General features: G+C 65.3%; 19 protein-coding genes. 7 read left to right on the plus strand and 12 right to left on the minus strand.

Going from position 1 to position 25342, the window contains the following annotated elements:
• Positions 1–632 precede the first annotated feature (632 nt).
• The 9 genes from H156_RS0103150 to H156_RS0103190 form a co-directional block, all read right to left on the minus strand.
• Entirely contained in the window at positions 633–983 is a 351-nt protein-coding gene (locus H156_RS0103150; RefSeq protein ID WP_010961410.1) for a DUF3147 family protein, read from the minus strand.
• A 10-nt stretch (positions 984–993) separates the two neighbouring features.
• Positions 994–1899 (minus strand): metal ABC transporter substrate-binding protein, encoded by a 906-nt coding sequence (locus tag H156_RS0103155; protein ID WP_017364214.1) that lies wholly within the window; start codon positions 1897–1899, stop codon positions 994–996.
• Positions 1900–1907: 8 nt separating this feature from the next.
• Complete coding sequence (locus H156_RS0103160) at positions 1908–3089, minus strand: FtsX-like permease family protein (RefSeq protein ID WP_017364213.1); 1182 nt, start codon at positions 3087–3089, stop codon at positions 1908–1910.
• A complete protein-coding gene (locus H156_RS0103165; RefSeq protein ID WP_017364212.1) occupies positions 3086–3754 on the minus strand; it encodes an ABC transporter ATP-binding protein in 669 nt (222 codons plus the stop codon). Before H156_RS0103165 ends, H156_RS0103160 begins: the two co-directional genes overlap by 4 nt.
• Positions 3751–5424, minus strand: coding sequence for a hypothetical protein (locus tag H156_RS0103170; RefSeq protein ID WP_017364211.1), 1674 nt, complete (start codon positions 5422–5424; stop codon positions 3751–3753). The genes H156_RS0103165 and H156_RS0103170 overlap by 4 nt, the downstream gene beginning before the upstream one ends.
• Positions 5425–5436: 12 nt before the next feature.
• The gene (locus H156_RS16385; RefSeq protein WP_017364210.1) at positions 5437–6129 is read right to left on the minus strand and encodes a hypothetical protein; all 693 of its coding nucleotides are present in this window, start codon (positions 6127–6129) and stop codon (positions 5437–5439) included.
• Positions 6130–6144: 15 nt separating this feature from the next.
• Positions 6145–6579: a copper resistance CopC family protein gene (locus tag H156_RS0103180; RefSeq protein ID WP_010961405.1), complete on the minus strand. Its 435-nt coding sequence runs from the start codon at positions 6577–6579 to the stop codon at positions 6145–6147.
• Positions 6576–7832 carry a sialidase family protein gene (locus H156_RS0103185; protein WP_017364209.1) on the minus strand — a complete coding sequence of 419 codons (1257 nt, stop codon included), beginning with the start codon at positions 7830–7832 and terminating at the stop codon, positions 6576–6578. The genes H156_RS0103180 and H156_RS0103185 overlap by 4 nt, the downstream gene beginning before the upstream one ends.
• Positions 7833–8186: 354 nt before the next feature.
• The gene (locus H156_RS0103190) at positions 8187–8540 is read right to left on the minus strand and encodes a hypothetical protein (RefSeq protein ID WP_143708529.1); all 354 of its coding nucleotides are present in this window, start codon (positions 8538–8540) and stop codon (positions 8187–8189) included.
• Positions 8541–8815: 275 nt separating this feature from the next.
• Between H156_RS0103190 and lexA the strand changes: the two genes are divergently transcribed.
• The 4 genes from lexA to H156_RS0103210 are packed head-to-tail and all read left to right on the plus strand — an operon-like array spanning position 8816 to position 14660.
• Positions 8816–9424 carry a transcriptional repressor LexA gene (gene lexA, locus H156_RS0103195; RefSeq protein ID WP_026045790.1) on the plus strand — a complete coding sequence of 203 codons (609 nt, stop codon included), beginning with the start codon at positions 8816–8818 and terminating at the stop codon, positions 9422–9424.
• On the plus strand, positions 9424–10047 hold the full coding sequence (imuA, locus tag H156_RS0103200; protein ID WP_017364206.1) for a translesion DNA synthesis-associated protein ImuA: 624 nt from the start codon (positions 9424–9426) through the stop codon (positions 10045–10047). The genes lexA and imuA overlap by 1 nt, the downstream gene beginning before the upstream one ends.
• 7 nt (positions 10048–10054) lie before the next feature.
• A complete protein-coding gene (locus tag H156_RS0103205) occupies positions 10055–11533 on the plus strand; it encodes a Y-family DNA polymerase (protein ID WP_017364205.1) in 1479 nt (492 codons plus the stop codon).
• A complete protein-coding gene (locus H156_RS0103210; protein ID WP_017364204.1) occupies positions 11517–14660 on the plus strand; it encodes an error-prone DNA polymerase in 3144 nt (1047 codons plus the stop codon). The genes H156_RS0103205 and H156_RS0103210 overlap by 17 nt, the downstream gene beginning before the upstream one ends.
• 60 nt (positions 14661–14720) lie before the next feature.
• Here the strand turns inward: H156_RS0103210 and H156_RS0103215 are convergent, their stop codons facing one another.
• Positions 14721–15152 carry a hypothetical protein gene (locus H156_RS0103215; RefSeq protein ID WP_143708528.1) on the minus strand — a complete coding sequence of 144 codons (432 nt, stop codon included), beginning with the start codon at positions 15150–15152 and terminating at the stop codon, positions 14721–14723.
• A 396-nt stretch (positions 15153–15548) separates the two neighbouring features.
• On the opposite strand from H156_RS0103215, the gene H156_RS0103225 reads away from it, so the two are divergent.
• Positions 15549–16145 (plus strand): Uma2 family endonuclease, encoded by a 597-nt coding sequence (locus H156_RS0103225; protein ID WP_017364201.1) that lies wholly within the window; start codon positions 15549–15551, stop codon positions 16143–16145.
• Positions 16146–16397: 252 nt separating this feature from the next.
• The gene (locus H156_RS0103230) at positions 16398–18947 is read left to right on the plus strand and encodes a vanadium-dependent haloperoxidase (RefSeq protein WP_238536779.1); all 2550 of its coding nucleotides are present in this window, start codon (positions 16398–16400) and stop codon (positions 18945–18947) included.
• A 463-nt stretch (positions 18948–19410) separates the two neighbouring features.
• Here the strand turns inward: H156_RS0103230 and H156_RS0103235 are convergent, their stop codons facing one another.
• Complete coding sequence (locus H156_RS0103235; RefSeq protein ID WP_154656640.1) at positions 19411–22599, minus strand: cytochrome C; 3189 nt, start codon at positions 22597–22599, stop codon at positions 19411–19413.
• Between the two features lie 388 nt (positions 22600–22987).
• On the opposite strand from H156_RS0103235, the gene H156_RS0103240 reads away from it, so the two are divergent.
• On the plus strand, positions 22988–23872 hold the full coding sequence (locus tag H156_RS0103240) for an AraC family transcriptional regulator (protein WP_017366427.1): 885 nt from the start codon (positions 22988–22990) through the stop codon (positions 23870–23872).
• Between the two features lie 25 nt (positions 23873–23897).
• Here the strand turns inward: H156_RS0103240 and H156_RS0103245 are convergent, their stop codons facing one another.
• Positions 23898–25190 (minus strand): YhjD/YihY/BrkB family envelope integrity protein, encoded by a 1293-nt coding sequence (locus tag H156_RS0103245; RefSeq protein WP_017366426.1) that lies wholly within the window; start codon positions 25188–25190, stop codon positions 23898–23900.
• Positions 25191–25342 lie beyond the last annotated feature (152 nt).

Below are 25342 nucleotides of genomic sequence, written 5' to 3' on the forward strand. Positions count from 1 at the left end.
GGAATTATGAATGTCGCCCGGTTCCAAGTTCATGGCCGGGTGCACACATGTACTGCAGTGAATCTTCGAGGGTGCGCAAAAAACCCCGCCGCGAGCGGCGGGTATCGGAATGCGTCCATGTTTTCAGGAGCTTTCGGCAGCAGTCTTCCGCCCGGTACGCGTCGAAAAACGTCGACTGGCGGCTGTGCGTCAAATCCCGAACTGGGCGCCCTAGGAGATTCAGCACAAGTATCATTTGCAAGACATGTGCCCGATTGTGTGAGCGCGGGTTGGAATATCCAGGGATCGAGTTTGCGGTCGCAACATGGATTCGGTGTGGGACGTTTCATAAGTGAAACAAGCATTGATATCAGTATGTTATGGTGTCGGCGCAGGGTTTTGCAGGGCCGTGTCGATCGGGTGCTGGAAAACCCAAGGGAGTCAGTCGGCGAGTATCTGCAGTGAATCCTTGCCGCTGCTTGTCCGTCGTTCATCGGTAACTGCGTTAAATCCCACGATGGATATATCAAATCACGTAGTCGTTCCAGCCTGACCCGATATTGTCCTGGACATCGGTCAGCCTAGACAAAGGGGTACGAATGTCATGGCCAGGTGTTTCGCAGGAGCGAGCTTTTTCCGGGAAACGGCAACGTTTAGAGCCGGATGCCGGAAAAACGTAACAGCATCATCAGGCCGAGATAGGCCAGCGCCGTTATCGCCGAGGAGAGGGTCAGGCTAGTCCAGAAGCCCAGGCCGTGTTTCAACAGCAGGGGCAGAAGGAGGAACAGCAGCAGGGAAGGCAGCACCAGCCAGAAAATGCGGGAGGAAAGTTCCGCGATCTGGGCCGCAGGCGCGCCGTCATAGTGCAGCCAGACGAAGGCGAGCAGTGAAGTGAGGGGGAGCGATGCGACCAGTGCCGCGAAAACGGTGCTGCGTTTTGCGATTTCGGTGATCGCCACCAGGGCCAGCAGCGATACCGCCAGCTTGACCGCGTAATACAGCATGGGACACTCATCAGCGCTGGAGGGCCATCTTCAGATTCTCGATGTTCCGTTTCATGACGGCAAGAAAATCTCCGGATTCCGGCCGGTTGGCGCAGGGGTCGAAAACCACGCTGGTGACACCCTTGGCGCTCAGTTTGTCCGCGATGGCGGGGGAAGGACGGGCCTCCCACAACATGGTCTTGGCGGGGTGGACGGTCAGGGTTTTCCCCAACTCGGTCCATTCCTTTTCCGGCGGCATTTCGCCCGGTTCCCAGTGGACGCTTTTCAGATTCAGTCCGTAGCGGCGGGCGAGGTACTGGTAAACCGGATGCGATGCCATCAGGGGTACGCCCGGTTTGGCGGTGGCGATCCGTTTGAGCTCGCCGTCCAGCCCGGCCAGGTCCGTTTGCAGTGCTTTCAACGCGTCGAGGACGGCCGTCTCGAGTTCGGGGCGTCTGACGATCAGCGCCTTGGCGACCGCTTCGGCCTGTTGCGCCGCCTGGTCGAAGTCCAGCCAGGTGGTGTAGGCGGTGCCTTCGTGGGAATGCTGGCCGGCCGGGCCGTGGCTGTGCACCACCGCGTTCTCGATGCGGATGAAGCGGTCGCGGAAGCCGGCCGAGGTGTCCACCCGCTTCAGGCGGGGGAGGGCGACGTGCGCCAGCCATTTTTCATAGTCCGCACCGTTGAGCAGAATCAGGTCGGCCTTCTGCATGGCGCCGACCGCTTTGACGTCCGGCCGCCAGTAGGCTGGATCGGCATCCGCCGGCGCCGGCAAGGTGACCGTGGCCCAGGAGCCTGCCAGCCGTTCGGCGAAGTAGGCCAGAGGATAGTTCGATGCCACGATTTTGAGCGGGTGCTCGCTGACGGCGCCGGCACCCCAGGCGGAGGCAGCGGCGAGCAGGGCGATGACGAAGGAAAGAATGCGGAAGGTCGGCATGGCGGTTTTCAGCTCAGGATGAAATGACGTGCAAGATCGGAAGCATAGGGGGCGGCGGTCGCCAGCACCGCGGCGCAGACCGCGGCCGCGATCAGCGCAATGAGCAGAATCTCCGCGAACAGCAGGCGCAGCACCGTGAGCCGCGCGCAGCCGAGCAGATAGATCGTCTCGATTTCCCGCTGCCGCAGGCGCAGCGACAGCGAGAACACCAGGGCGACGAGGAGCAAGGCGATGGTGCCGACCAGCAGCAGGATGCCATCGAACAGTGCGCCGACCCGGAAGATGTTCTGCAGCAGGCCGCGGGTCACGTCCAGCGGGCGGACGATCTCGGTTTCCGAATGGTCGTCCAGATAGCGTCCCTGTAGCAGGGTAGCCGCGCGGGTATCGTGGGGCAGGGCGATCACGGCGCTGATGGGGTAGGTGGCCGGATCGCCGTGGAAATGAAAGAACTCCAGGTTCTCCGGAGTGATCTCGGTGTAGGTGAGGAGTCCCGCATCGGCACGGCGGACGGTCGGGGAGCCGAAGGGCGAATCGGGCCGGGTGGGGGCGGCCTGGGTTTCCCCGTGGCCGTGGCCCAGACCTTCGATGACCCAGGCGGTCTGGATATCGACGAAGACGGCATGGTCGTCCGGCGAATGCGCCTTGGCCAGCACGCCGGTGACATGGAGTTTCAGCGGGTAGCTGCCGGCGAGATCGAAGGCGTTTTCCGAAGAAGATGCCAGGGTGCCGCCCGGCCCGAGTCCGAGGCGGTCGGCGGCATCGGCGCCGAGTACACAATCGCCCAGAATCGCGGGCAGTTCACCCTGGGCTGGCGCAAGTCCCCGGAAGTCGAAGTAGTCCAGAGTGACGCCGATCAGCGGCTGGTCCTGGACTCGGTGGCGGGCGTAGACGGGCAGGGCGTCGGCCCAGCCGGTGGCGGTGATGCGGTCGGCCTCCTGCATGCGGATGGTCGGCACGCCGGTTTCGCTGAAATACAGGGCGCCGAGCGTGAGATCCACCGAACTGCCGCGGGCGCCGACCAGGAGCGGTGTGGCTTCGGCTCTGCGGGTCATCCAGTATTCGCCCGCCTCGAGCACCTGGTGCAGACCTAACGGAAGCGCCGCGATCAGGCCCAGGCACAGCACCAGGATGAGCGTCCGGGTCCGGTGGTGGCGCAGATGGCGCCAGGCCAGGTAGAAATCGTGCCTCATTCTGCGCGTGGGCTCCCGGGCTGGCGGATGTCGATGACGCGGTCGAACAGTGGCAGCAGTTCGTGGTCGTGGGTGACGGCCAGCAGGGTGGCCCGGTTGCGCTCGGCGGCCCGTGTCAGCAGTTCGATGATCCTGAGCTTGTTGGCCGGATCGAGATTGCCGGTCGCCTCGTCGGCCAGCAGCAGGTCCGGCTCGGTCAGCAGCGCGCGGCAGACCGCGGCTCTTTGCCGTTCGCCCTGGGACAGTTCCCGCGGCAGTGCGGCGAGTTTGTCCCCCAGACCGGTGTGTTCCGCCAGCGCCCGGGCTCTGTCCCGTACCTGCCGGTCCAGTTTCAGCACCCGGTTGATCCGGTAGGGATGCACGATGTTGTCATACACGCTGAGGTAGTCCAGCAGCTCGAGCTCCTGAAACACGAAGCCGATGCGGGAAATCCTGAAGTTCCGACGCGCGTCGTCGTCCAGCGCGCTGACGGTGATTCCGTCGACGCGGACGGTGCCCGTCCCGGGGGTCAGAATGCCGGCGATCAGTTTCAGGAGGGTGGTTTTCCCCGCCCCGCTGGGCCCGATGATGGCGACCCGGGCGCCGCGCTCGATGCGCAGGGCGGGCAAGGCGACGCCCGTGCCGGCGCCGGGATAGCGGAAGCTCAGGCGTTCGATTTCAATCATGAACGGGCGGAGGGCGAGGGCTGGCCCTCGAGAAGATCCATCGCAGTGATTTTCCAGGTGCCGTCTCCGGCGATGTTCAGCACCATGCGGGCGGCATACAGCGTGTGGCGTTCATGGGAATGGCCCCAGTGGGAGACCGCGCCGTGGGCGATCCACCGGCCCGTGACTTCGAAGCTGGAAGCCCCGAGTTTCCGGATGACGAGGCCATCGTCCAGCATTTCGACACGGCTGACCCGCCCTTCGCCACCCAGCCCCTGATTGCGGGCCAGGACCGCCTTCCGCTGGCGGAGATAGACTTGTTCCAGCAGTGGGCCGTCCAGGCTCATCGCCAGACGGTCGTAGCTCGCTTCTTCCCCGCGCAGGGCATAGGCGCGGTAGACGTTGTGCAGCAGCGCTTCCAGGCGGGTCCGGACTTGTGGAGGAGGAAAGGCCACGGTGCGGGCTTCCGTCTGCCCGACAGGGTCGAGGATCTGTGGAAACAGCATCGCGGCGCCAGCCGCGGCCAGACCGGTACAGGCCAGGACGGGATGCCTGCGCCGGGCGAACCATGCCGCGGTCAGGAGAGCCACGGCCGCGGCCGCGGTCCGTAAGCCGATGACCGGCACTCCGCGCCCGTCCTCGGCGGCCGAAGCCGGCCGTTCGATCTCGGGCGCGAGCCCCAAGGCTTCTTCCGATGACCAGCGGAATACCGGATCGCGCGGAGTGGCCTCGAACTCGAAGGACTCTCGACCGAAATACAGCGTCACGGGCCGTCGTTCCAGGTCGGGACCGAACAGCTCCCATTGCAGTTCCACCGTTTCGGTGGGTGCTTCGGTGAGATAGACCAGGATCGTTCCGACCAGCGCCGAGGCCGGATGAAGAGTTTCAGCGTCGTTGGCATTCTGCATGCCATGGCGGCCGAAGCGCAGGAATTCCACCCGGTCGAGCTGGGCTTCCACGGCGGCGCCGTTGATCCGGAGGGGGTTGTGCGCCCGCAGGAAATCGCCGGCCGCCCGTTTCAAGGATTCGCGTTCGCTCGCGCTGAGATTTTGCGGATCCCCGGGTTTGAAACGCAGATACGGTGCCAGGTCTTCGAGCCGCAGCAACACCTCGTGTCGGACTTCATAGGGTTCGACATAAAGGAAGGATCGGGGGGCGCTGTGGCGCCTGAGGCGGCCGGGATCGTCGAAGCGCGAGCGCCAGGGGTCGTTCCAGTCCAGCCTCAGCCGGACGGGCGCTTCGAGCTCGCCGAGGTCAGCCAGTGGCACGCCGCGATGGCTGACCACGATGCCGAGCTTCTGACCGGGCGCCAGCGTCGGGACCAGGGTCAGGGTGTCGGGGTTCCCGCGAACGGGGAAATGTATCTTGGCTCCGTAAAAGGGGACATCCATCGAGCCCTGGACCGGGCTGGCTTTGGCAAGGGATTCCATCCTGCCTGCGAAGATGTGCCCGTTTCCGTCCCGTAGCTGCAACAGATCAGGAACGGCAGAGCCGTCAGCGGCTCCGGCCTTCGGGAACGGGTCTTCCCTGAGGCGGAGGTCCATGTCGACTGCGCCCGGCTCGATCGAGATTTCCGCCACCGCGTCGTATTGGGCGAAGCCGGCCCAATCCGCGAACGTGCTCCGCCCGCCTGCCAGGGTGAGCAGCAGGCACAGGGCGACGTGGTGACGGGTGTGGCGATGATCCCTCATCGAGGACCGGTCTCAGACTGGGAAGCGGCGCGGTGCTTTTTCGGCGCCGTCGCCGACGGCAGGGGCGGCGCGCCGCAGGCCGAGATTGCGGTAAGCGACGTAGCAGAGCGTGGCGAGCACCAGGCCGCCGATCAGGGCTGCCAGCGCGCCGGGCCAGCGGTTGGGCTGAACGGGGGAGGGAACGCCGACGCTGAACGGAATCCGCAGCCGGTCGTCCTCGGTCACGGCCTCGTCTCCAAAGACGGCGATCAGCGCGTAGTGGCCGGGTTCGGTGATGTTGGTGTAGGTTTCGACCGTGCCGCTCTTGTAGATTTTGGCCGGCACTTCCGCCAGTGTTCTTTTCTCCTTGGGCAGTTGGCCGCCTTCGCCCAGGTCTTCTTCGATCACCCGCAGAGCGACCGGGATGTTGCGCACGTCGCGGTCCAGCAGGTCGATGCTCAGATAGGTCTTACCGGTGCCCGGAATCTCCTGGCAGTATTTCGTGAATTCATGCCTTTCGTTCTCGTAGCGTCCTTCCTGCATGGCAGTGAAATGCACTGCGTAGAAGTCGTTGGCCACCAGGCAGCTCATCGATGCGCCCTGATACATCTGCCGGCCATTGCCGGGGTCGCGGGGGGCGCCGGCGCCGAAGGCCGTACCGGCGGTCAGGGCCAGGCCGATCAAGACTGGAACGGTGCGGCAGAAGAATGCGGAACGATGCGTCATGAGAAATGTCCTCCTTCAGGGATTCTGGACTTGAAAGAAATATTTGCCACTGACCACATGGCCGTCGGCGGAGAGCACCCGGTAGCGAACCATGTAGCGGCCGGGGGTGAGCCTGGAAACCGAGGTCCGCAGTTTGGAGCGGTCGGTGAAATCAAGTCTGGCGTCGTGGTTGTCGACACGCTTGCCTTCGCCATCGACCACGGCCAGAGCCAGGAAGTCGTTGCCCACGCCTTCGTTGAACGTCAGGAGGATCTCCTCGGGGGCGTCGGTGATCGTTGCGTCCCGGTCCGGTATCGCCTTGACCAGGATGGCGTGGGCCAGATGGACAGGCGTGTCCACCTTCCGGGCAAGGAAAGGATCGGGGGCGGTCAGCATGCCGTCGTCCGCGGCTTCCGCAGTGCCGGTCAGACCGGCGAGGACCAGGGTCAGGGATGGAATGAGGGGGCTCATGAATCTCGTCGTGCTTGGGTTTCGGTTTTCGGGGCCGCGATGGCCCAGGTTTTCTGCCCATCGGCGCGGGTTTCGGTCCAGAAGACCCGGAATCCGAAGGGTGTGGCCAGGACTCTCGGGTGCCGGGCCTTGGCGGTTTCGGCACTGAGGGCGGCGGGTTCCGTCCAGCGGGCGCCGTCGTCGCCGGACTGTATGAGCTGGACAGCGGCGCCCGCCGCCGTATTGCGGGTGAAAGCGATCGCCAGCATCCCTTGGCCGAGCGTGGCGATGTCGCCATCGCGGCTTTGACTGTCGCCGACTTTCCGCGGCGGGGACCAGCTCCTGCCGGCATCCGCCGATTTCAGATAAAACAGGCCCGCCGAATCCTCCTTGCCCGTCCAGACCACGCTATGCAGCGTCACCCGGCCGTTCCCGGCCTGGCTGCCGGTCAGCCCGCCGCCGCAATGCGGACAGCCGGGGAAATGCCAGCCGAAGGCGCCGACCGGCCCTGCGGACAGCCAGCCTTGGGTTGGATCGCGGCGCAGGAAAAGCTTCATGTCGCGCGGCTCGGCGTCGCGGTACAGCACCGACAGCGCGCCGTCCGGCAGGACCGCGAGCCGGCTCCAGCAGCAGGTACAGACCGCCGGGTCCAGGGTGGTTTCGGGGCTCCAGTGCAATCCGCCGTCTTTCGAACTGGCATAGCGCAGTCCCTGGGTGTCTCCGGTTTCCTCGCGGTCGTCCAGCCAGGCCAGATGGAATGCCCCTTGCGGGTCGGCTGCCAGGGAGAGGTAGGCCTGGTTTTTCAGGGCATCGCCGGTCGCGGGATTGCCGCCGGGCGTCCAGGTCTTGCCGCCGTCGCGCGAGCCCACGATGTGCATCGGCCCGGTGCCTGGCAGTTCCCCTTGGATCTGCCAGGCGGCCACCAAATCTTTTCCTTTGACGGCGATGCGCGCGTCGTTGCCGGGCCGGGCGATGACCGGCGGATCGTCCGGGTGGTCCAGGAAATTCGGTGGCGTCCAGGTCCGTCCGCCGTCCTCCGAATGCACGTGGACGACGCGGGAGCGGCCGCCATCCGCCGGTTTTCCGACCAGCAGGGCATGGATGGACCGGCCGTCGACCGCGACATCCAGTCCTTGGATCTCGGTCAGTCCGGCGATGTCGGGGTAGGTCACGGCGTACGGTTGTTGCGCCAGAGAGGCAGGCTCAAAAAGAAACCCGGCCCACGCCGCCACGAGGGCGGTGAGTAGCCGGGCATTCAGAGAGGACGTGCGCATATCGGAATTTGAAGATGAAACTTGCCAGTCTTCGGTGTTTTCGAACCGGTGCCCCCGACTGCCCGACGCTCTTCGCGTCTGCGGGAAAGAGGACGCCGCTATGGTCGTTGACATCCAAAGCATCCCGCATGCCAACGCTTTTTGTTTTTATTAACAAGACGTTGAGGTGCCGTGACGGCGACGGCGGTAAGTGAAATCACCAAGCGGCTGAGGTAAATGCCGTGCTGGCAGGAACGCGAAGGGAGCGGAAAGAGAAGGCAACCGGTGCCGGTGGCGAGCGGTTGCCGAGCGTCGCTGAGGGAGATTTGAGGTCGTCGCGGAACGCGGAAAATGCGTTCTGCGAAAGAATTTGGGTCAGATCAGGGTCGCGCTCGGATTGAACGCAAAGAAACCCAGAGCCAGATAGCAGATGACGGCCAGTCCGGCGTGGACCACCAGGATGGCGCGCGGCACCCTCTTGCCTTTCTTGGCGGTCAGCCCCATCAGGAGTCCCAGAGCGATGATCACGACGGCCATGCCGATGTTGAGATAGACGCGGGTGTCGCCTTCCAGGGCGGCCACGATGACGAGGGCGGAGCCGACCAGCGAGGCTGCGCCGTGCAGCATGGGATAGGCGGGCCCCACGGCGCGGCCTGCCCAGACGTCGCCGATCATGGCAAGACCCATGAGAGCGACGAGCGTGAATGCAGCGAGAGCACCTACGAGCATGATGAATACCTCCTGTTTTGTGGGGTTGATAAGGGAAAAATGCTCCTGGGAGCATGAAAACATTATGCCAACATCGTTGCCGCGGTATGAAAGCCTCGGCGCATGCAGAGAGTAAACGCTGAATCAACGCGATGGCAGCATGAGTTTTTTCCTTCGGTTGTGGCGTATGCCGCAGCGGGGCGGGGCAATAGTCTCAAGCAGTAGGGGCGTCGGTCGGTTGACGGGACTGACGCCGATCGATTACTGTTCATAAAAACAGTGATCGTATGTCCAGCATGAAGCCACTGACCGTCCGCCAGCGTGAGATTCTGGATTGCATCCGCCGCAGCGTGGAAAACGAAGGCTTCCCTCCCACAATCGCCGAGATCGCCCGCGCCATTGGCGTCAGCTCGCCCCATGGGGTGCGGGAGCAGTTGCGCGCGCTCGAGCGCAAGGGGGTGATCGAGCTCATCCCCTCCGCATCGCGCGGCATCCGTCTGCTCGCCAGGGCCGAGGAGCCCGGCCTGCCCTTGATCGGCAAGGTCGCGGCGGGACGGCCGCTGTTGACCGAGGCACAGGTCGAGCGCTACTGCCAGCTGGGGCCGGAGCTGTTCGAGCACAAGGGCGATTATCTGTTGCGGGTCCAGGGCATGAGCATGCGCGACGCCGGCATCATCGACGGCGATCTGCTGGTGGTGCAGCAGGCGCAGGAAGCCCGCTCCGGCCAGATCGTAGTGGTGCGTCTCCATGACGAGGTGACCGTGAAGCGTCTGCGGCTGGAAGGCGCCGTGGCCTATCTGGAGCCCGCCAATCCCGAGTTTTCCGTCATCGCCGTCGATCCGGAACGCCAGCCGCTTTGCATCGAAGGCATCGTGGTCGGCGTGATCCGTACCCGGGTGGGCTGATGGCCGGGAAGACGGAGACGCTGACCGGGCTGCTGGACCGCGACCCCCGGATCTGGCGCGGGCGCCGGCCGGGATCCTGGCGGGCGCCGGTCATCCCCACCGGCCATGCGGCGCTGGACGCGGTGCTGCCGGGTAGCGGCTGGCCGGCGGGTGCGCTGACCGAGATCATCACACCGGCCCAGGGTATCGGCGAACTGCGGCTGCTGCTGCCGCTGATGCGGCGCATCGCCGGGGACGGCCGCCGCTTGGTGTGGGTCGCGCCGCCGTTCGAGCCCTACGCGCCGGCGCTGGTCCAGGCCGGGGTCGAGATCGGCCGGATGCTGGTGGTGGCGGTCGCGGATCGGCGGCGGGATTTGGGCTGGACGCTGGAGCTTTTGTTGCGTCATCCCGAGACCGGGCTGGTGCTGGCCTGGCCCCGGACGCTGCCGCCCTCCGTCTGGCGCCGCCTGCAATTGGCGGCGGCGGAAAGCGGTGCGCTCGGTATGCTGTTCACCGACGGCGCCGCCGGCGGCACGACGGCGGCATTGCGCCTGAGCCTCGGAGTCTGCGAGGGCGGACTGGAACTGCGGATACTGAAAGCCCGCGGCGGATTCTGCGGGGCACGCGTCCCGTTGATGCTTTGAGGGTGCCATGGCACTGGCCCGCGCCCACCCTTTTCCCTCTCTTCCGGCGGAACCGCCCTGTGCGGCTTCCGCGGCCGAAACCGCGCCGCTCTGGCTGGCGCTGTGTTTTCCCGCGCTTGCGCTGGAGGCTTTGGGGATCACGGGGCCGGAGCCGGTCGCCATCACCGAAGCCGGTGATGGCCGGCTCCGGGTGCACAGTGCTTCGGCGGCAGCCGCCGCGCAGGGTGTCGCCCCCGGCATGGCCTTGTCCGAAGCCCAGGCGCTCTGTCCCGGGCTGACGGCGGTGAGCCGTGATCCGGAGGCCGAGCAGCGCGTCCTTTCACATCTGGCGGAACGCTGCCTGCGATTCACTCCCTGGATCAGCCTGGACTTCCCGGCCACCCTGCAACTGGAGGTGCGCGGCAGCCTGCGGCTGTTCGGCGGACCGGCGCGGCTGGCCGGAGCAGCGCGGCAGGTTTGCGCGGCGGACGGCCACGCGGTGCAATGCGGTCTGGCACCGACGCCCATGGCGGCCTGGCTGCTGGCGCGGGCGGGATTCCCCGCGCCGGTGCTCGAGACCGAGGCGCTGCGTTCCGTGCTGGGCGACCTGTCCATCGCCGCGCTGGGCATCGACGATAAGCTCAGCGGCCGTCTGGCCCGTGCCGGCCTGCGGGTGCTGCGTGATCTCTGGCGCATGCCGCGGGACGGCTTGGCGCGCCGCTACGGCAGCGATCTGCTGCGGCGGCTGGACGAGGTCGTGGGCAGCCGGCCCCAGCCGCTGGGTCGGTTCCATGCCCCGCCGCGGTTCCGTGCCGGGCGGGAACTGGCGGTGGAAACCGAAGACCTGACCCGGGTCTTCCCGCTGGTCGAGGCTTTGCTGGCGGAATTCGAGGGTTTCCTCCGGAGCCGCGATGCCGTCGCCGCCGGGCTGGAGCTCGAACTGCGGCACGCCCGCGCAGCGCCGACGCGGGTTTGCTTGAGGCCACGCCGGGCGGGCCGGGCGGCCCGGCACTTCGCAGCCCTGCTGCGCGAGCGGCTGGATCGGGCAGCGCTGCCCTGCCCCGTCCGGGGGGTACTGCTGCAAAGCGCCGACATCCAGCCGTTCACGCTGCCGACGGCGGATCTGTTCACGCCCGGGGCGGCTGGCGGGGAGTCCTGGGACGAACTGCTCGACCGCCTCCAGGCCCGGCTGGGACCGCAGGCTTTGCGTCGGCCCATGCTTCGCGCCGATCACCGGCCGGAGCGTGCGGAGTTCGGCAACGCTCCCCGAAGCGGCGAGACGGCGCGGTCGCCCCGGCCGCTGTGGCTGCTGTCCCGGCCCCGGCGTCTGAGGGACCGAGACATCCGCATCCTGCCCGAGTGCGAGCGGATCGAAACCGGCTGGTGGGACGGCGGGCCGGTGCGGCGCGATTATCACCTGGCGGTCGACGGTGTCGGGGCGCGGCTGTGGGTCTACCGCGACGCCGGCACGGCGGGTCCCTGGCACCTGCATGGCCTGTTCGGCTGAGGCGGTGTTCGCTGAACTGCATGCCTTGAGCAATTTCAGCTTCCTGCGCGGCGCCTCGCATCCCAAGGAGCTGGTCGCCGAAGCGGCCCGTCTGGGCTATGCGGCGCTGGCGCTCACCGATGAATGCTCGCTGGCCGGCGTGGTACGCGCCCATGCCGAGGCCAAGACGCTCGGCTTCAAACTCATCATCGGCAGCGAATTCCGGCTGGAGGACGGTCCCAAGCTGGTGCTGCTGGCGATGGACCGCCGCGGCTACGGCCAGCTCGCGGCCTTCATCACCCTGGGGCGGCGGGCGGCGGAGAAAGGGGAATACCGGCTGCTCCGCGGCCAGCTCGAAACCCATCCGCTCGACCATTGTATTGCGATCTGGCTGCCGGAAGACGCGCCCGATGACGAAACCGGCGTCTGGCTGGCGCGGTTGTTTCCGGCCCGCTGCTGGATCGGCGTCGAGCTGTTCCTGAGCGGCGGAGACGGCCTCCGCCTCTCCGTCCTGCAGGCGCTGGGCGAACGGCTGGGGCTGCCCCTGGTCGCCTGCAACGACGTCCACATGCATGCCCGCGAGCGCCAGCCGCTGCAGGACACCCTGACCGCCATCCGCCTCGGCCGGCCGCTGGCGGAACTCGGCTACGCGCTGTTTCCGAACGGGGAACGCCATCTGCGTCCCATCGAATTCCTGGCGCGGATCTATCCACGGGCGCTGCTCGAAGAATCGCTGCGCATCGCCGAACGCTGCCGGTTTTCGCTGGACGAACTGCGCTACGAATACCCGGCCGAGCTGGTGCCGGACGGCTACACGGCCATTGCCTGGCTGCGCGAGCTGACCCGGCAAGGCATGGCCGAACGCTGGCCGGAGGGCGCGCCGGACAAGGTGCGGCGGCAGGTCGAGCACGAACTGGAACTGATCGGCGCCATGGCCTACGAGCCGTTCTTCCTGACCGTGCACGACGTGGTCCGGTTCGCCCGCAGCCGCGGCATCCTGTGCCAGGGCAGGGGATCGGCGGCGAATTCGGCCGTGTGCTATTGCCTCGGCATCACCGAGGTCGACCCGGCCCGGCTCGATCTGCTGTTCGAGCGTTTCATCTCACGGGAACGCAACGAGCCGCCCGACATCGACGTGGATTTCGAGCATGAGCGGCGCGAGGAGGTCATCCAGTACATCTACCGCAAGTACGGCCGCCACCGGGCGGCGCTGGCGGCCAGCCTCATCACCTACCGCGTGAGGAGCGCGGTGCGCGACGTCGCCCGCGCCCTGGGCTTCTCCCCGTCGCGGATCGACACCCTGGCGCGGGTGCTCGACCGCCACGGCGTCGCGGAGACCTTGCCGGAGCGCCTGGCCGAAGCCGGCCTCGCGTCCGAAAACCCGGCGGTGCGGCGTCTGCTGGCCCTGGTGCAGATGCTGGTGGGGTTTCCCCGCCACCTGTCCCAGCACGTGGGCGGCTTCGTCATCGCTGCCGAGGACCTGTCGCACTGGGTGCCGGTGGAGAACGCCGCCATGCCCGAGCGCACCGTGATCCAGTGGGACAAGGACGACCTGGAATCCCTGGGTCTTCTCAAGGTCGACGTCCTCTCCTTGGGCATGCTGACCGCGATCCGCAAGGCGCTGGCCTATGTCGGCGAAGGGCGGGGCCGGCCGTTCACGCTGGCCGACGTTCCCCCGGAAGACCCGGCGGTGTATGAGATGCTGCAGCGGGCCGACAGCATCGGCGTGTTCCAGGTGGAATCGCGGGCGCAGATGAGCATGCTGCCGAGGCTCCGTCCCCAGAGCTACTACGACCTGGTGATCCAGATCGCCATCGTCCGGCCCGGACCGATCCAGGGCGACATGGTGCATCCCTATCTGACCCGGCGGGCCGGGCTGGAGCCGGTGTCCTACCCCAGCCCCGCTGTGGAGAAGGTGCTGAGGCGGACGCTGGGCGTGCCGATCTTCCAGGAGCAGGTGATGCAACTGGCCATGGTCGCCGCCGGATTCACGCCGGGCGAGGCCGACCGGTTGCGCCGCGCCATGGCCGCATGGCACCGCAAGGGCGGGCTGGAGCCGTTCGAAAAGAAGCTGATGGACGGGATGCGCGAACGCGGCTACGAAGAGCGCTTCGCCCGCCAGATCTACCGCCAGATCCGGGGTTTCGGCGAATACGGCTTCCCCGAGTCGCATTCCGCCAGCTTCGCCCTCCTGGCCTACGTCTCCGCCTGGCTCAAATGCCACCATCCCGCCGCCTTCGCCTGCGCCCTCCTCAACAGCCAGCCGATGGGCTTCTACGGCCCCTCCCAGCTCATCCAGGACGCCCGCCGCCACGGCGTCGAAGTGCGGCCGATCGACGTCAACCACAGCGGCTGGGACTGCACGCTGGAGCCGACTGAGATTCCTAACCCCCTCTCCCTCTGGGAGAGGGTTGGGGTGAGGGCCCTTCAAACAGGTAGCAATCCCGCCCTCCGCCTCGGTCTGCGCCTGGTCAACGGATTCTCGTCCGCGGCGGCACAACGCCTGAGCGACGCCCGCCGGCAGGGACCGTTCCAAAGTGTCCAGGATTTAGCCACCCGCGCCCGGCTCGACCGCCGCGAACTGGAAGCCCTGGCCGCCGCCGACGCCCTGCACGGACTCGGCGGCCACCGCCATCGCGCCTTCTGGGAGGCCGCCGGGGTGGAGGCACCGACCCCGCTCTATGCCGAACCGCAATTCGCCGAAGCCGAGCCCTTGCTGAGGAAACCGGGCGAAGCCGAGGACGTCATCGCCGATTACGCCGCCGCCGGCGCCAGCCTGCGCCGCCATCCCTTGAGCCTACTGCGGGAGCGGCTGGACCGCCGCGGCTTCCGCACTGCCGAAGCGCTGTGGCAGGTGAGGAACGGCGCCATCGCCCGCGTCGCCGGCCTCGTGGTCTGCCGCCAGCGCCCCATGACCGCCAACGGCACCACCTTCGTCACGATCGAAGACGAAACCGGCCAGATCAACCTCATCGTCTGGCCCGCCACCGCCCAGGCCCAACGCCGTGCGCTGCTGCGCGCCCATCTCCTCGCGGTATCCGGCACCGTGCAGCAGGAAGAGGGTGTATTGCACCTCGTCGCCGGGCGGCTGGAAGATATCGGAAAATGGCTGGGCGGGTTGGTGGTAAAGTCCAGGGATTTTCAGTGAGTGCCATAAATTCGAGGTGCCCGGAAATCACACGCAAACGAATTTCAGAGCCGCCCCCTGTCACTTTTCTCCGACCACGACCCTGTTGACGAAGACGATGCTCGGAAATGTGCGATCCAGCGTCTTGCTGTGAAAGTCCTTCATCTCCACGCCACCGTCGAAGCGGACGACATCGCCTTTCTTGACCTCGACCGACGGTGCGGCGATCCACTGGGATTGCTTGTCCTGTTTCACTTCCAGATAGGTATACTGAGCTACGTTGATGACGTCGATCACCGTGGCCTTTTGTGCCAATTCAGCGGGCACCATCTGTGCGCTCGCACCAGTCGGGTTCAACGGCGGATGGCCGGCGGGTATTTTTGCTCCGGCGAAACCGGCGGCGGAAGTGGTCATGGCGATAAGGAAAACGACGAATTTCATGGAAACTCCAAAGCGATGGACAAGAAGAGGGCTGTCGCCGGGAATGGCGGAAAGATCCGCGCTTGGGGCCACGCGTTTCGACCGGACAAAAAACGGGGCGCCGAAGCGCCCCTAAGCGGTTTGCCACATAGTGCCTGCATGCATGTCCATGGTCGGCGCGCTGGATCCGCAATGGTTTGCACAATCTACCGATGGCGAACTGTCCTGCGTTGCCGCAGAGGACGAGTCCCCTGATCAAGCAGAGATCGGGCCAACACCTAACACACTGATAGATATGGCCTTAGGTCAAGCTGGAAAAACGGCCGCTCCGGGTTTTCACCGGGTGTTACGTCAGTTGACACGCGGGATGGCAGAAACCGCGCGCATCCTGGTCCCGTTCGGAATCACTCGCCCAACCGCGCAGGATATGGACCCGCCGGCGGAAAACCGCGAAGATGAGAGGCATAGACCCAGTCCGGAAGTCTTCCCATGAGCCGCCCCGCCGAACGCTTGGCCGAATACCGCGACCTGTTCGAACTGCCCGAGCACGTCATCGGCGAAATCCTGAACGGCCAACTCATTACCCAACCCCGCTCCGCACCGAAACACGCCCGCGCGTCGTCGATCGTCGGCAGTGAACTGGTCGGACCCTACGACCAAGGCCGCGGTGGTCCCGGCGGCTGGTGGATCCTCGACGAACCCGAAATGCATCTGGGACCGCACATCCTGGTGCCCGACCTGGCCGGCTGGCGGCGCGAGCGGATGCCGGCCCTGCCAGACGAGGCCTATTTCGCCCTGGCGCCGGATTGGGTGTGCGAAGTGCTCTCCCCCGGCACCGCGCGCATCGACCGCGTGGTCAAGATGCCGATCTACGCCGCGCAGGGCGTGCAATGGCTGTGGCTGGTGGAGCCGGATCTCCACACGCTGGAAGTCTTCCGCCTCCTCGACGGCCATTGGCTGCTGGAAGGCGCCTGGCAGGAAGCCGACGAGGTGCACGCTCCGCCTTTCGCCGAACTGGCGTTCTCGCTGGCCGATCTTTGGGCGTCCATGCCGGCTGAAGGGGGAAGGGGAGAGGGAACGGGCTGATCGAACACCGGAGCATGCGGGGGGCGGCATATCACGCACGGTATGCGTGACACGCCGCATCGCTTCGAATACTTCTCCCGGACTTCGATCCGGGCATACGGCCGCGCATCCCCCGAAGGCTCGGCACAATCCCTGCTTGGCGGGAGTACGTTGAACGATCATATCCCCGCCCCGCATCCGACCGTCCCCATGCGTCCTTTGACTTCCCCCACAGCACTCATCTTGACCCTTTTGTTCTTGGCCGAAAAAGCTGTGACTGCCGCGGCCGCACCGCCGGCGGCCTCCCAGCAGCGCTGTGTCGCCGCACTCCAGAAAGCCGGAGCCGGTGTGGCCGGCGCGGCGGCCCGCGCCGCACTCCATTGCGTCAAAGCCTCGGTAGGGGGAAAGCTCGCGGCAGACGGAATCGGCGCCTGCCTTGGCGCCCGGAACCCCGCGATCGAGCGTGCCCGCGGCAAAACCCTCGCCGCCGCGGCACGGGAATGCAGCGAGGTGCCGGCATTCGGTCCGGCGAATCCGGAGGACGTCAACGCCGCATTTTCCGAGGCATACGACATGACCGCCCTGTTCGGCGCCGAGCTCGCCGATGTGCTGGATTCGGGCGGCGACCACGCCACGGCGCGCTGCCAACTGACACTCGCGCGGTCTTTCGCCGCCTTCGTCAGGACCGAGCTGGCCGAATATCACCGCTGCGTCCAAAAACGCCTGAAGCGGAACCAAGCGAGTACGGCAGCCGATCTGGAGGCCTGCCTCGGTGCCGACTCGCCGCGCCTGCGGGACGCGGAACGAAAAGCCGAGAGCAGCATAGCCCGCCACTGTGGAGGGATCGCAGGGCGCACCGCCTTCCCCGGCCTCTGCGCCAGCCTGCCCGGCGGGGATCCCGGCGCCTGCCTGATCGCTCAGGCACATTGCAGCGCCTGCGCTGCGATCAACCGGGCCGACCGCCTCTCCGCCGACTGCCGCAAGCGCGGCAACTATTTGGCGGCACCCTATTGCGATAGCCGTCCGCAGCGTCATTGGTCGGTTGCGCGGCAATGGAACGAAGAAATCCTGGACGCCATCCGGCTGGACAATCCCCGTCCCGGCGTCCACGCACGCAACCTTTTCCATCTCTCGCTCGCGATGTACGACGCGTGGACGGCCTATGGCGACGAGTCGAAGCCCTATCTCACGGCTGAACATCCCGCATCCGCGGATATCGAGCATGACCGCCGGATTGCCATCAGCTATGCGGCCTACCGGATCCTGTCTCGGCGCTACTCGGAAAAACTTGCCTTGGGCTCTGCGACCTCGCAGGCCCGCTTCGACTCCCGCATGGCCAGGCTGGGCCTGGACCCCGGCTTTACCGACACCGCAGGAAGCACGCCCGCCGCGCTGGGAAACCGGATCGCCGCGGCGGTGCTCGCCTTCGGCGACCGGGATGGCGCCGGGGAAGGCGCCAACTACCAGGACCCCACCTATACGCCGGTGAACAAGCCCTTGATCGTGAAGCTGCCGGGGATAGACCTCACCGATCCCTCGGACACCGGCTATCACCTCGATCCCAATCGCTGGCAGCCGCTTGCCCTGGACAAGACCGTTTCCCAGAACGGAATTCCGTTGCCCGGCAAGGTCCAGACCTTCATCGGATCACAATGGGGCGGAGTGATCCCCTTCGCTCTCCCGGATACCGCCACGGCGGAAGCGCTTTACGATCCCGGTCCGCCGCCGCAGTTGGGTGGCGAGGGAGACGACGAATACAAGGCGGGGGCGCTCCGCGTGATCGAGATGGCCAGTCAACTGGCGGCGGACGATGGGGCGACGATGGACATCTCGCCCGCATCCCTGGGCAACAATCCACTCGGCTCTAACGAGGGGACGGGCCATCGGGTCAATCCGGCGACCGGCCAGCCCTACCCGCCGCAGGTCGTCCCGCGAGGCGATTTCGGACGAGTGGTTGCCGAATTCTGGGCGGACGGACCGCATTCGGAGACCCCGCCCGGCCACTGGAACACCATTGCCAATGCCGTTGCGGACTCGCCCGGCTTCCCGCACCGTATCGGCGGCGCCGGCCCGGAACTCGACCGGCTGGAATGGGACGTGAAGACCTATTTCGCCCTCAACGGCGCGCTTCACGACGCCGCCATCGCCTGCTGGGGCACCAAGCGGAAGTACGACGGCGTGCGCCCGATCACGATGATCCGCTATATGGCCAAGAAGGGTCAGTCGTCCGATCCGTTCCTGCCCTCCTACAGCCCGCAAGGACTGCCGCTCAAGCCTGGCCTTGTCGAGCTCATTACCCCGGAAACCACGGCTCCGGGCGGACGTCATGCGGAACTGGTCTCCGCCGAAACCGGCGGCAGGATCGGCGACATCGCCGTGCTGTCATGGCCTGGCAGTCCGACCGATCCCCAAACCCAGGTCAGTGGGGTGCACTGGATCCTGGGCACCGCTTGGCTGCCTTATCAGCGCAGGACTTTCGTCACACCCGCCTTTCCCGGCTACATTTCGGGCCACAGCACTTTCAGTCGGGCGGCTGCCGAAGTGCTGGCTGCGCTTACCGGCAGCCCCTACTTTCCGGGGGGGCTGATGGAGTTCGCCGCACGAAAAGACAACTATCTCATCCACGAGCGCGGACCTTCCGTCGACCTACGGCTGCAATGGGCGAGTTATTTCGATGCCGCTGACCAGGCCGGGCAATCCAGACTGTGGGGCGGGATTCACATCGAGGCCGATGACTTCGCCGGACGCAGGATAGGTCAACAGGTCGGCCGCAAAGCCTTCGCCAAGGCGATGGAGTACTTCGACGGGGCAGCAAACCGGTAGGCCCGCTCCAAACGGGCGATACAGCCTGCTCCCCGGTTCCACTGACGGCGGACGATCACCAAATCAGCGCAAATACGGCATTCCATTGCGGACCCGAGGAACGATCCACCGGCAAAGCCGGTGGCTTTCCACGGCTGGCCCCTCCAAGGGGCCTGACCGCCGTCGGGCAAAAGCCACGTCCTCGCCCCGGCAGGGATTTGCCGTGTTCCAGTAGCCACGGATGGCTGCGACCTCACACGTCCCTGTGAGCTGGATTCCGGCGCTCGCCAGAGCGCATATGCGAACCCATGCCGGAAATGACGACCAACCAAATTTGGACAAAGCCCCACTCCAGGGTTTGTCGAACTTTGCGAGTCCCCCGCCTAAGCCGGGGGTTTTCCCCCGAAAAATCAAAAACGGCGAGGTGCGTCGCCGCACCCCACCGCGTTGCGTGCCATCCTTGGCCTCTTGACGAGAGCGGAACTCAGTGTCCTGGCGCCCCCTTGAAGCTGGTCTGGAGACTGTGGCAGGTATCGCAGCCGATCGGCGTGCCGGCGGCCACTTTCACGACCTTGGTCTTGAACCCGGCCTTCTTCAGCTTCTTGCCGTCGAAGCCCCGGAAGTCGAACACCCGGTCCACCGGCGTCTTCGACAGACGCGTGCCCTTGTGGTCGTTGCCGTGGCAGGCCGCGCACTGGTCTTCACCCTTCATCCCCGGCAGCTTGGCGTAGTCGTTGTGCCAGCCGCCGTAGGCGGTGCCGTCGCTGTTGGCTCCGTCGCCCTGGGCGCCTTTCCACCAGTACGGGTCGTTGACCGGATGCATGTCGTGCGGCCCGCCGAGGATGCCGGCTTTGGCGTCGCCGCTGTACTGGCCGCCATCCAGATCCTCTTTCTTGGCGAACGAATCCGCCGTGTGGCAGACGTTGCACTCGAGGATGGTGCCAGTGTGGCCCTGGAGCTGCAGCGCGGTCACGTTCTCGTTGGCGCCGGGCTCCTTGATCGGCCAGATGGCATGGGTCGAGCCGTGACAGGCCGCGCATGGCACCTTGCCATGGGTGTCCAGGCTCTTTCGGAACAAGGGCAGATCGTAGCTCTTGTCCACCCGGTTCATGTCCCAGTCGAGATAGTTGAACGCGATCTTCGCGCTGTTGACGGCGAACCGCGGATTCTCCGGCAACAGCGGCGTGGCCGCGGGGTCGGCGGCATCGTAGGCCAGTTTGCGCACGGGTTCGCTTCCATTGCCGGTATGGCAGGACCCGCAGTTCGGCTGATCGAGGTAGTCGACCCGATGCACAGGCGTCGGATTGCCCTGTTCGTCGAGCTTGGTGGGATCGACCAGTTCGCCCTTGGCGTTCCTCGGCTGGTCGCCCTGGGCTTTCTTGGCAAACACGGCGCCCACGGCCAGCATGTCGCCATGGCAGTCGGCGCACTGGATTCCGGCACTGTACATGGGGTCGTGATAGCCCTTCTGGCTGGCGCCCACGTGGCACTTGAGGCAGTTCTGCTCCATGGCCACCTTGTTGCCCTGCTTGTCCACGACCGGGAACAGCGAGTTGGGGTTGGTCTTGCCCGTTCCCTGGTCGTCCCACATCAGCGGCCGGCCCTGAGCGTCGCGGATCACCTTGCCCTGGCCGTCCACCTGGATGCGGCCGTGGAAGCGGTGTTCGGAAGGCCCGTATTCCAGTCCGTCCCAGTTGGTGGTGCCGTAGCCGCATTCGTTCAGATAGGCGGATTGGTGGCACCATTGGCAGGGTTCGGGCACCTTGAACTGCTTGATGTAGCGCAGGCCGTTCTCCCAGGGATGACTGTTCCCTTCACCGGCGATGCCATCAGCATCGGGGTCCCAGTCGTCCAGGAGTGCGCCGGTTCGGTCTTCCAGCTCCATGAAGGCATGAATCGCGTACTGGTTCCAAAAGGCTTCATTCTCCTTTTCTTCTAGGCTCTTCGGGTTGGAATTCATGTAGTCGGGGAAATATTCCACTCGCGGATTCTGTTCTCCGGCCAGCAATACCTTGTTGCCGTAGCCGTCGAAAACTGGATTGCCCGACGCGTCCTTTTTCTGCGGTCGCAGATAGCGTTTGACGGTGGGGTCGGCACCGATGCCACCATAGACGTGGCATTCGCTGCAGCGCACGTCCTTGGCGGTATTGAGCGCGACGTCCGCGGCCGCGGCAGTCTGTCCGGTGGACTTGCTCCTGACCTCCACCCGCATCACAGGGAAGGGATTGACGCGGCCCTGGTCGTCCATATCGGTCAAAGGTATTCCCAGTGCCAGGAAGGCTTGGGTATCTGCCTCGCGGGTCAGGAACGCCTGCGGCGTATTGGCTTGGTAAGGATTGTCCTTACCAGGCATGAGACCGCCCTTGAAATTATCCTTGTCGCCAGGGTTGCCGGTCATCCTGGTCTCGAACTTGCCGGTGAGATAGCCTTCGTCCGGCACCGAATTGCGGGCCAGGTACCAGGTCCAGTCGGCGCCTTGCCCCCACATGTCGGGAAAGGCAGCGTTCAATATCTTGGTGATGGTGGGCGGGTCCTTCCACAAGGGCGAAACCGTCGGCGTGTTCTCATCAACCGTCCAGAACGGCTCGTAGCCTGCCGTGGTCTCCCAGCCTTCCTGTGCTTCCCACATGTCGGTCTTCCTGATCTGGGCCTGGCTGAAGGAAGAACCGACCGGATAGTTCCGGCTGGTGCTGTTGATGGAATCGGCCCCGACGGGATCGGCGGGATTCACCGCAGCCGAATAGAAGAGTTCATAGGCGTCCGCATCGACGTTCAAGGGCTGGCGCGCCTTGGTGTACGCGATGGCATTCAGATGGAAGAAACCGGGCCAGGGGTTGCCCGCATCCAGGTTTACGACGCCCTGCCCCATCGCCGCGCTGTGGGCGAAAGGGAGGACCACGACATCGCCGGCCTTGCCCTCCAGCTCGCTGCCAAATTTGGGGGCTGCCTGCACCGAGGCCGCCGCGAGGGACGCCACTGCCGGCGGAGCGGTCGGCGCCTGGCCGACGCTGACGGCTATCGAATCTTCGCATCGGTGCCCCAATGCGTCGGTCACTACGAAGCGGACCCGATAAATGCCATGATCGCGGACAAAAGTCGCGTGTTCGCCGACCGAGCCGGATTGGACCAGTGTGCCGGCAGGGAAGCCCATGGCGCCGCCGCCGAAATCCCACTCGTACTTGAGCGGCAAGGCAGCCGGATCCCTGGCCGTGGCGTTGGCTTCAAAGTGGGTTTCCACGCCCATCTGAAGGGCTGTGCCGTCGACCGGACTGACGATGCTGCAGGTCGGAACGCCGCTGCAGGACTTGGGTGCCCCCTTCACCGCCTTGATGGCCTCGCCGTCGCCGGACTGGACCCGTACCGCGCAGGGCACCGCGGCAAGCGCGTCACGGCTTATGCTGGCTCCGAAGGCGCCTCCCTGTCTGCTGTCGCCGATCGCAACCAAGCGGCGACCGTTGATGTCATAGATTTCGACCGGCCCTGCAGAGTTTTTGAGGCTGCCCTTGACGGTCAGAACTCCCGTCTTCTCCGACCATGACGCCTTGGCGATCTTCAGTTTGGCTGCCGCCAGCACCGATTCCGGCGCAAGCGCCAGGGCAAAACATATCGACAGACAGGCAAGAAACGGATTTCGACTCGATGTGAACGACTGGGGTCGGCGTGAGTTATTCATGGCTCCTCCGGTGGTGTTCTTGGTCTTATTGCATCGTTCGCCGATGGCGAACGAAGATACCCTCCGGCAGCAGAGCATCATTCAGGCCATCAATAAATATTCAATTAAAACAATATCGTGGAATCTGGCCTCACAATTGTGGCCACACCATATCACTCGCTGGCACGGGATTTCGCGCAACACAGCTTCAGGTCTTCCCGCGCACCTCTCTCACAAGGCCGCCTCGGGGATGGCCAAGCCCGGATCGGAGCTTGCTCACCGTGTCGTTGTCCTTGTTCAGGACCCAAATACGTTGTGCGCCAAAACGTGGCTCCACCGATTCAGCAATTTCTGTCAGGCATTATTGAATTCAAGGCGCTAAGCTAACGGTCGCCAGGGAGATATTTCGTTGAGTGCAACAAGCTCGGACAGATACCGCGCCAGATTCCGCAAGGTGCTCGAGTATGTCGACGCGAACCTGGACGGCGATCTCACGCTGGACAGGCTCTGCGGCGTCGCCGCCTGCTCGAAATATCATTTTCAGCGGCAGTTCGCCGCTCTTTTCGGCATCGGGGTGTACCAATACGTCCAGCTCCGCCGCTTGAAGCGCGCCGCCTATCAACTCGCATTCCGCAGCCACCGCCCGATCATCGACATCGCATTGGCCGGCGGCTACGAAAGGCCGGAGTCGTTCGCGAGGGCGTTCAAGAAGAGTATCGGGCAATCGCCGTCCGGGTTCAGGCGGCAGCCGCGGTGGGTTCCTTGGCATGCGACCTACCAACCTTTGAACCAACTGAGGAGTCTTCACATGCCGTCTGCAAGGCCCGCCGGACAGATCAGGATCATCGACGTCGATGACACGAGAGTCGCCGTTCTCGAGCATCGCGGCGATCCGAGCCTGATCGGCGATTCCATACGGAGTTTCATCGCCTGGCGCAGGCAGAACGGTCTGCCGCCTCGAATCAGCGCCACGTTCAACGTTCTTTACGACGACCCGGCGGTCGTGGCGCCAGCCGACTTCCGGTCGGACCTGTGCGCCGCGACCGGGCGGGAGGTGGCGGAGAACGAATTCGGCGTCGTTGAGAAGACGGTTCCGGGCGGCCGCTGTGCCGTGCTGCGGCATGTCGGTTCCGACGATGCCCTGCCGGAAACGGTGCGGTATCTCTATTCGGAATGGCTTCCGCAAAGCGGCGAGGCGTTGCGGGATTTTCCGGTGTATGTGCAGCGGATCGAATTCTTTCCGGACGTCGCGGAGAGCGAAGCGGTCACCGACGTATTCCTGCCGCTCCGGTAGCCGGGAAAAGCGGAGACGGGACGTGCTATCCGCTCATCCGGACGACGTCCCGCAAGCTGCGGTTTCCCAGAGTCGTTTCCGGGCTGCGGTCGATGGCGGCCAGGATTTCCCGGACGGCGTCGGGTTCGTCTTGAAGAGTCAGGGCCGGCTGGTCGCCCGCGGTTCGAACCGCCTCCACCACTTCGCTCAACAGGATCGCATCGGTGTCCCGTGCGAGAACGTAAGCTTTCCGCTCGCCGTTCAGGCTCAACAGCAGGCCGTGCCGTTTCAGGCATTCCAGCGGGTCCGCCACGGCTTCCCAAGGCAGGTTCACCTGATCCGCCAGGCCGGGCAGCGTGCAGGCGGCGGCTTCGCCGCGCGCATGGCTCCGTCCGATCAGGATCATGAGCAGCAGGGCGAGGCGCTCCTGGGACTGCGGACTCAGGTGGGGCCGCCGTCCGCCGTAGCCGAGATAGCGGGGAAACTGGACATGGAAGGAGACGACGCTGCCCAGCAGCAGGATGAGCCAACTGAGGTACAGCCAGATCATGGACAGGAGGATGACGGCAAAGCCGGAATAGATGGCGCTGTAATGGGCGGAATTGACCGTGAATTCGGCGAACAGGAAGCCCGTCGCCTTCCAGCTCAGGCCGGCGAACAGCCCCCCCGCCAGCGCAGGCCGCCATTTCACTGCGGTGTTGGGTATGAACGAATAGGCGAAGGCGAAGGCGGCGACGATCAGCACATAGGGCAGGACGATGCCGGCCAGATAGTAGGCCGTGCCGAAGGGCTCCAGGGCGATCAGCCGCCGTACGATTTCCATGCTGCTCATCGAGGCCGCGATGCCGATCGCGGAAAACAGCAGTACCGGGCCGATCAGGACGATGCTGAGGTAGTCGCTGAACTGGCGGTAGAGCGGGCGCGTCCTGGACACCCGCCAGATGTGATTGAAGCTGTCCTCGATCTGCTCCAGCAGCGACACCACGGTGTAGAACAGCATCAGAAAGCCGACGAAGCCCAGAACGCCCACCTGGATGTTGCCGACGAAGCCGATGACGTTATCGGTGACCTCTCTTGCCTTTTCGCCCAGGGGCGCCAGCATTTCGAGGAGCAGCGGCTGGATCTCGTTGTGTACGCCGAACGCCTTGAGCACCGAGAAGCTCACCGCCAGCAGCGGCGCCAAGGAGAGCAGGCTGGTATAGACCAGGCTCATCGCCCGATGCCTGATCCCCCCTTCGCGGTACTCGCGCACCAGCACCAGGACCAGCAGTTTCAGCACCGTGCAGGTGTCCGCGATTCTCGGCCTGACGGCGGGAAACAGGCGCTCGGCGGATTTCATGGGCTTGGCTCTCGGCGGTAAGCGGTGGTCCCGGACGCCTTACCGACTCCTCGGCCGGCAAGCCGGGCGCGGCCCGTGTCCGGGAGTTCAGTCTAAGCCACTGCGATCGTCCGCGTCGATTTGCCGGGAATGGGTCCGACGGTGAGGAGACC

Source organism: Methylococcus capsulatus str. Texas = ATCC 19069, assembly GCF_000424685.1.
GTDB lineage: Bacteria > Pseudomonadota > Gammaproteobacteria > Methylococcales > Methylococcaceae > Methylococcus > Methylococcus capsulatus.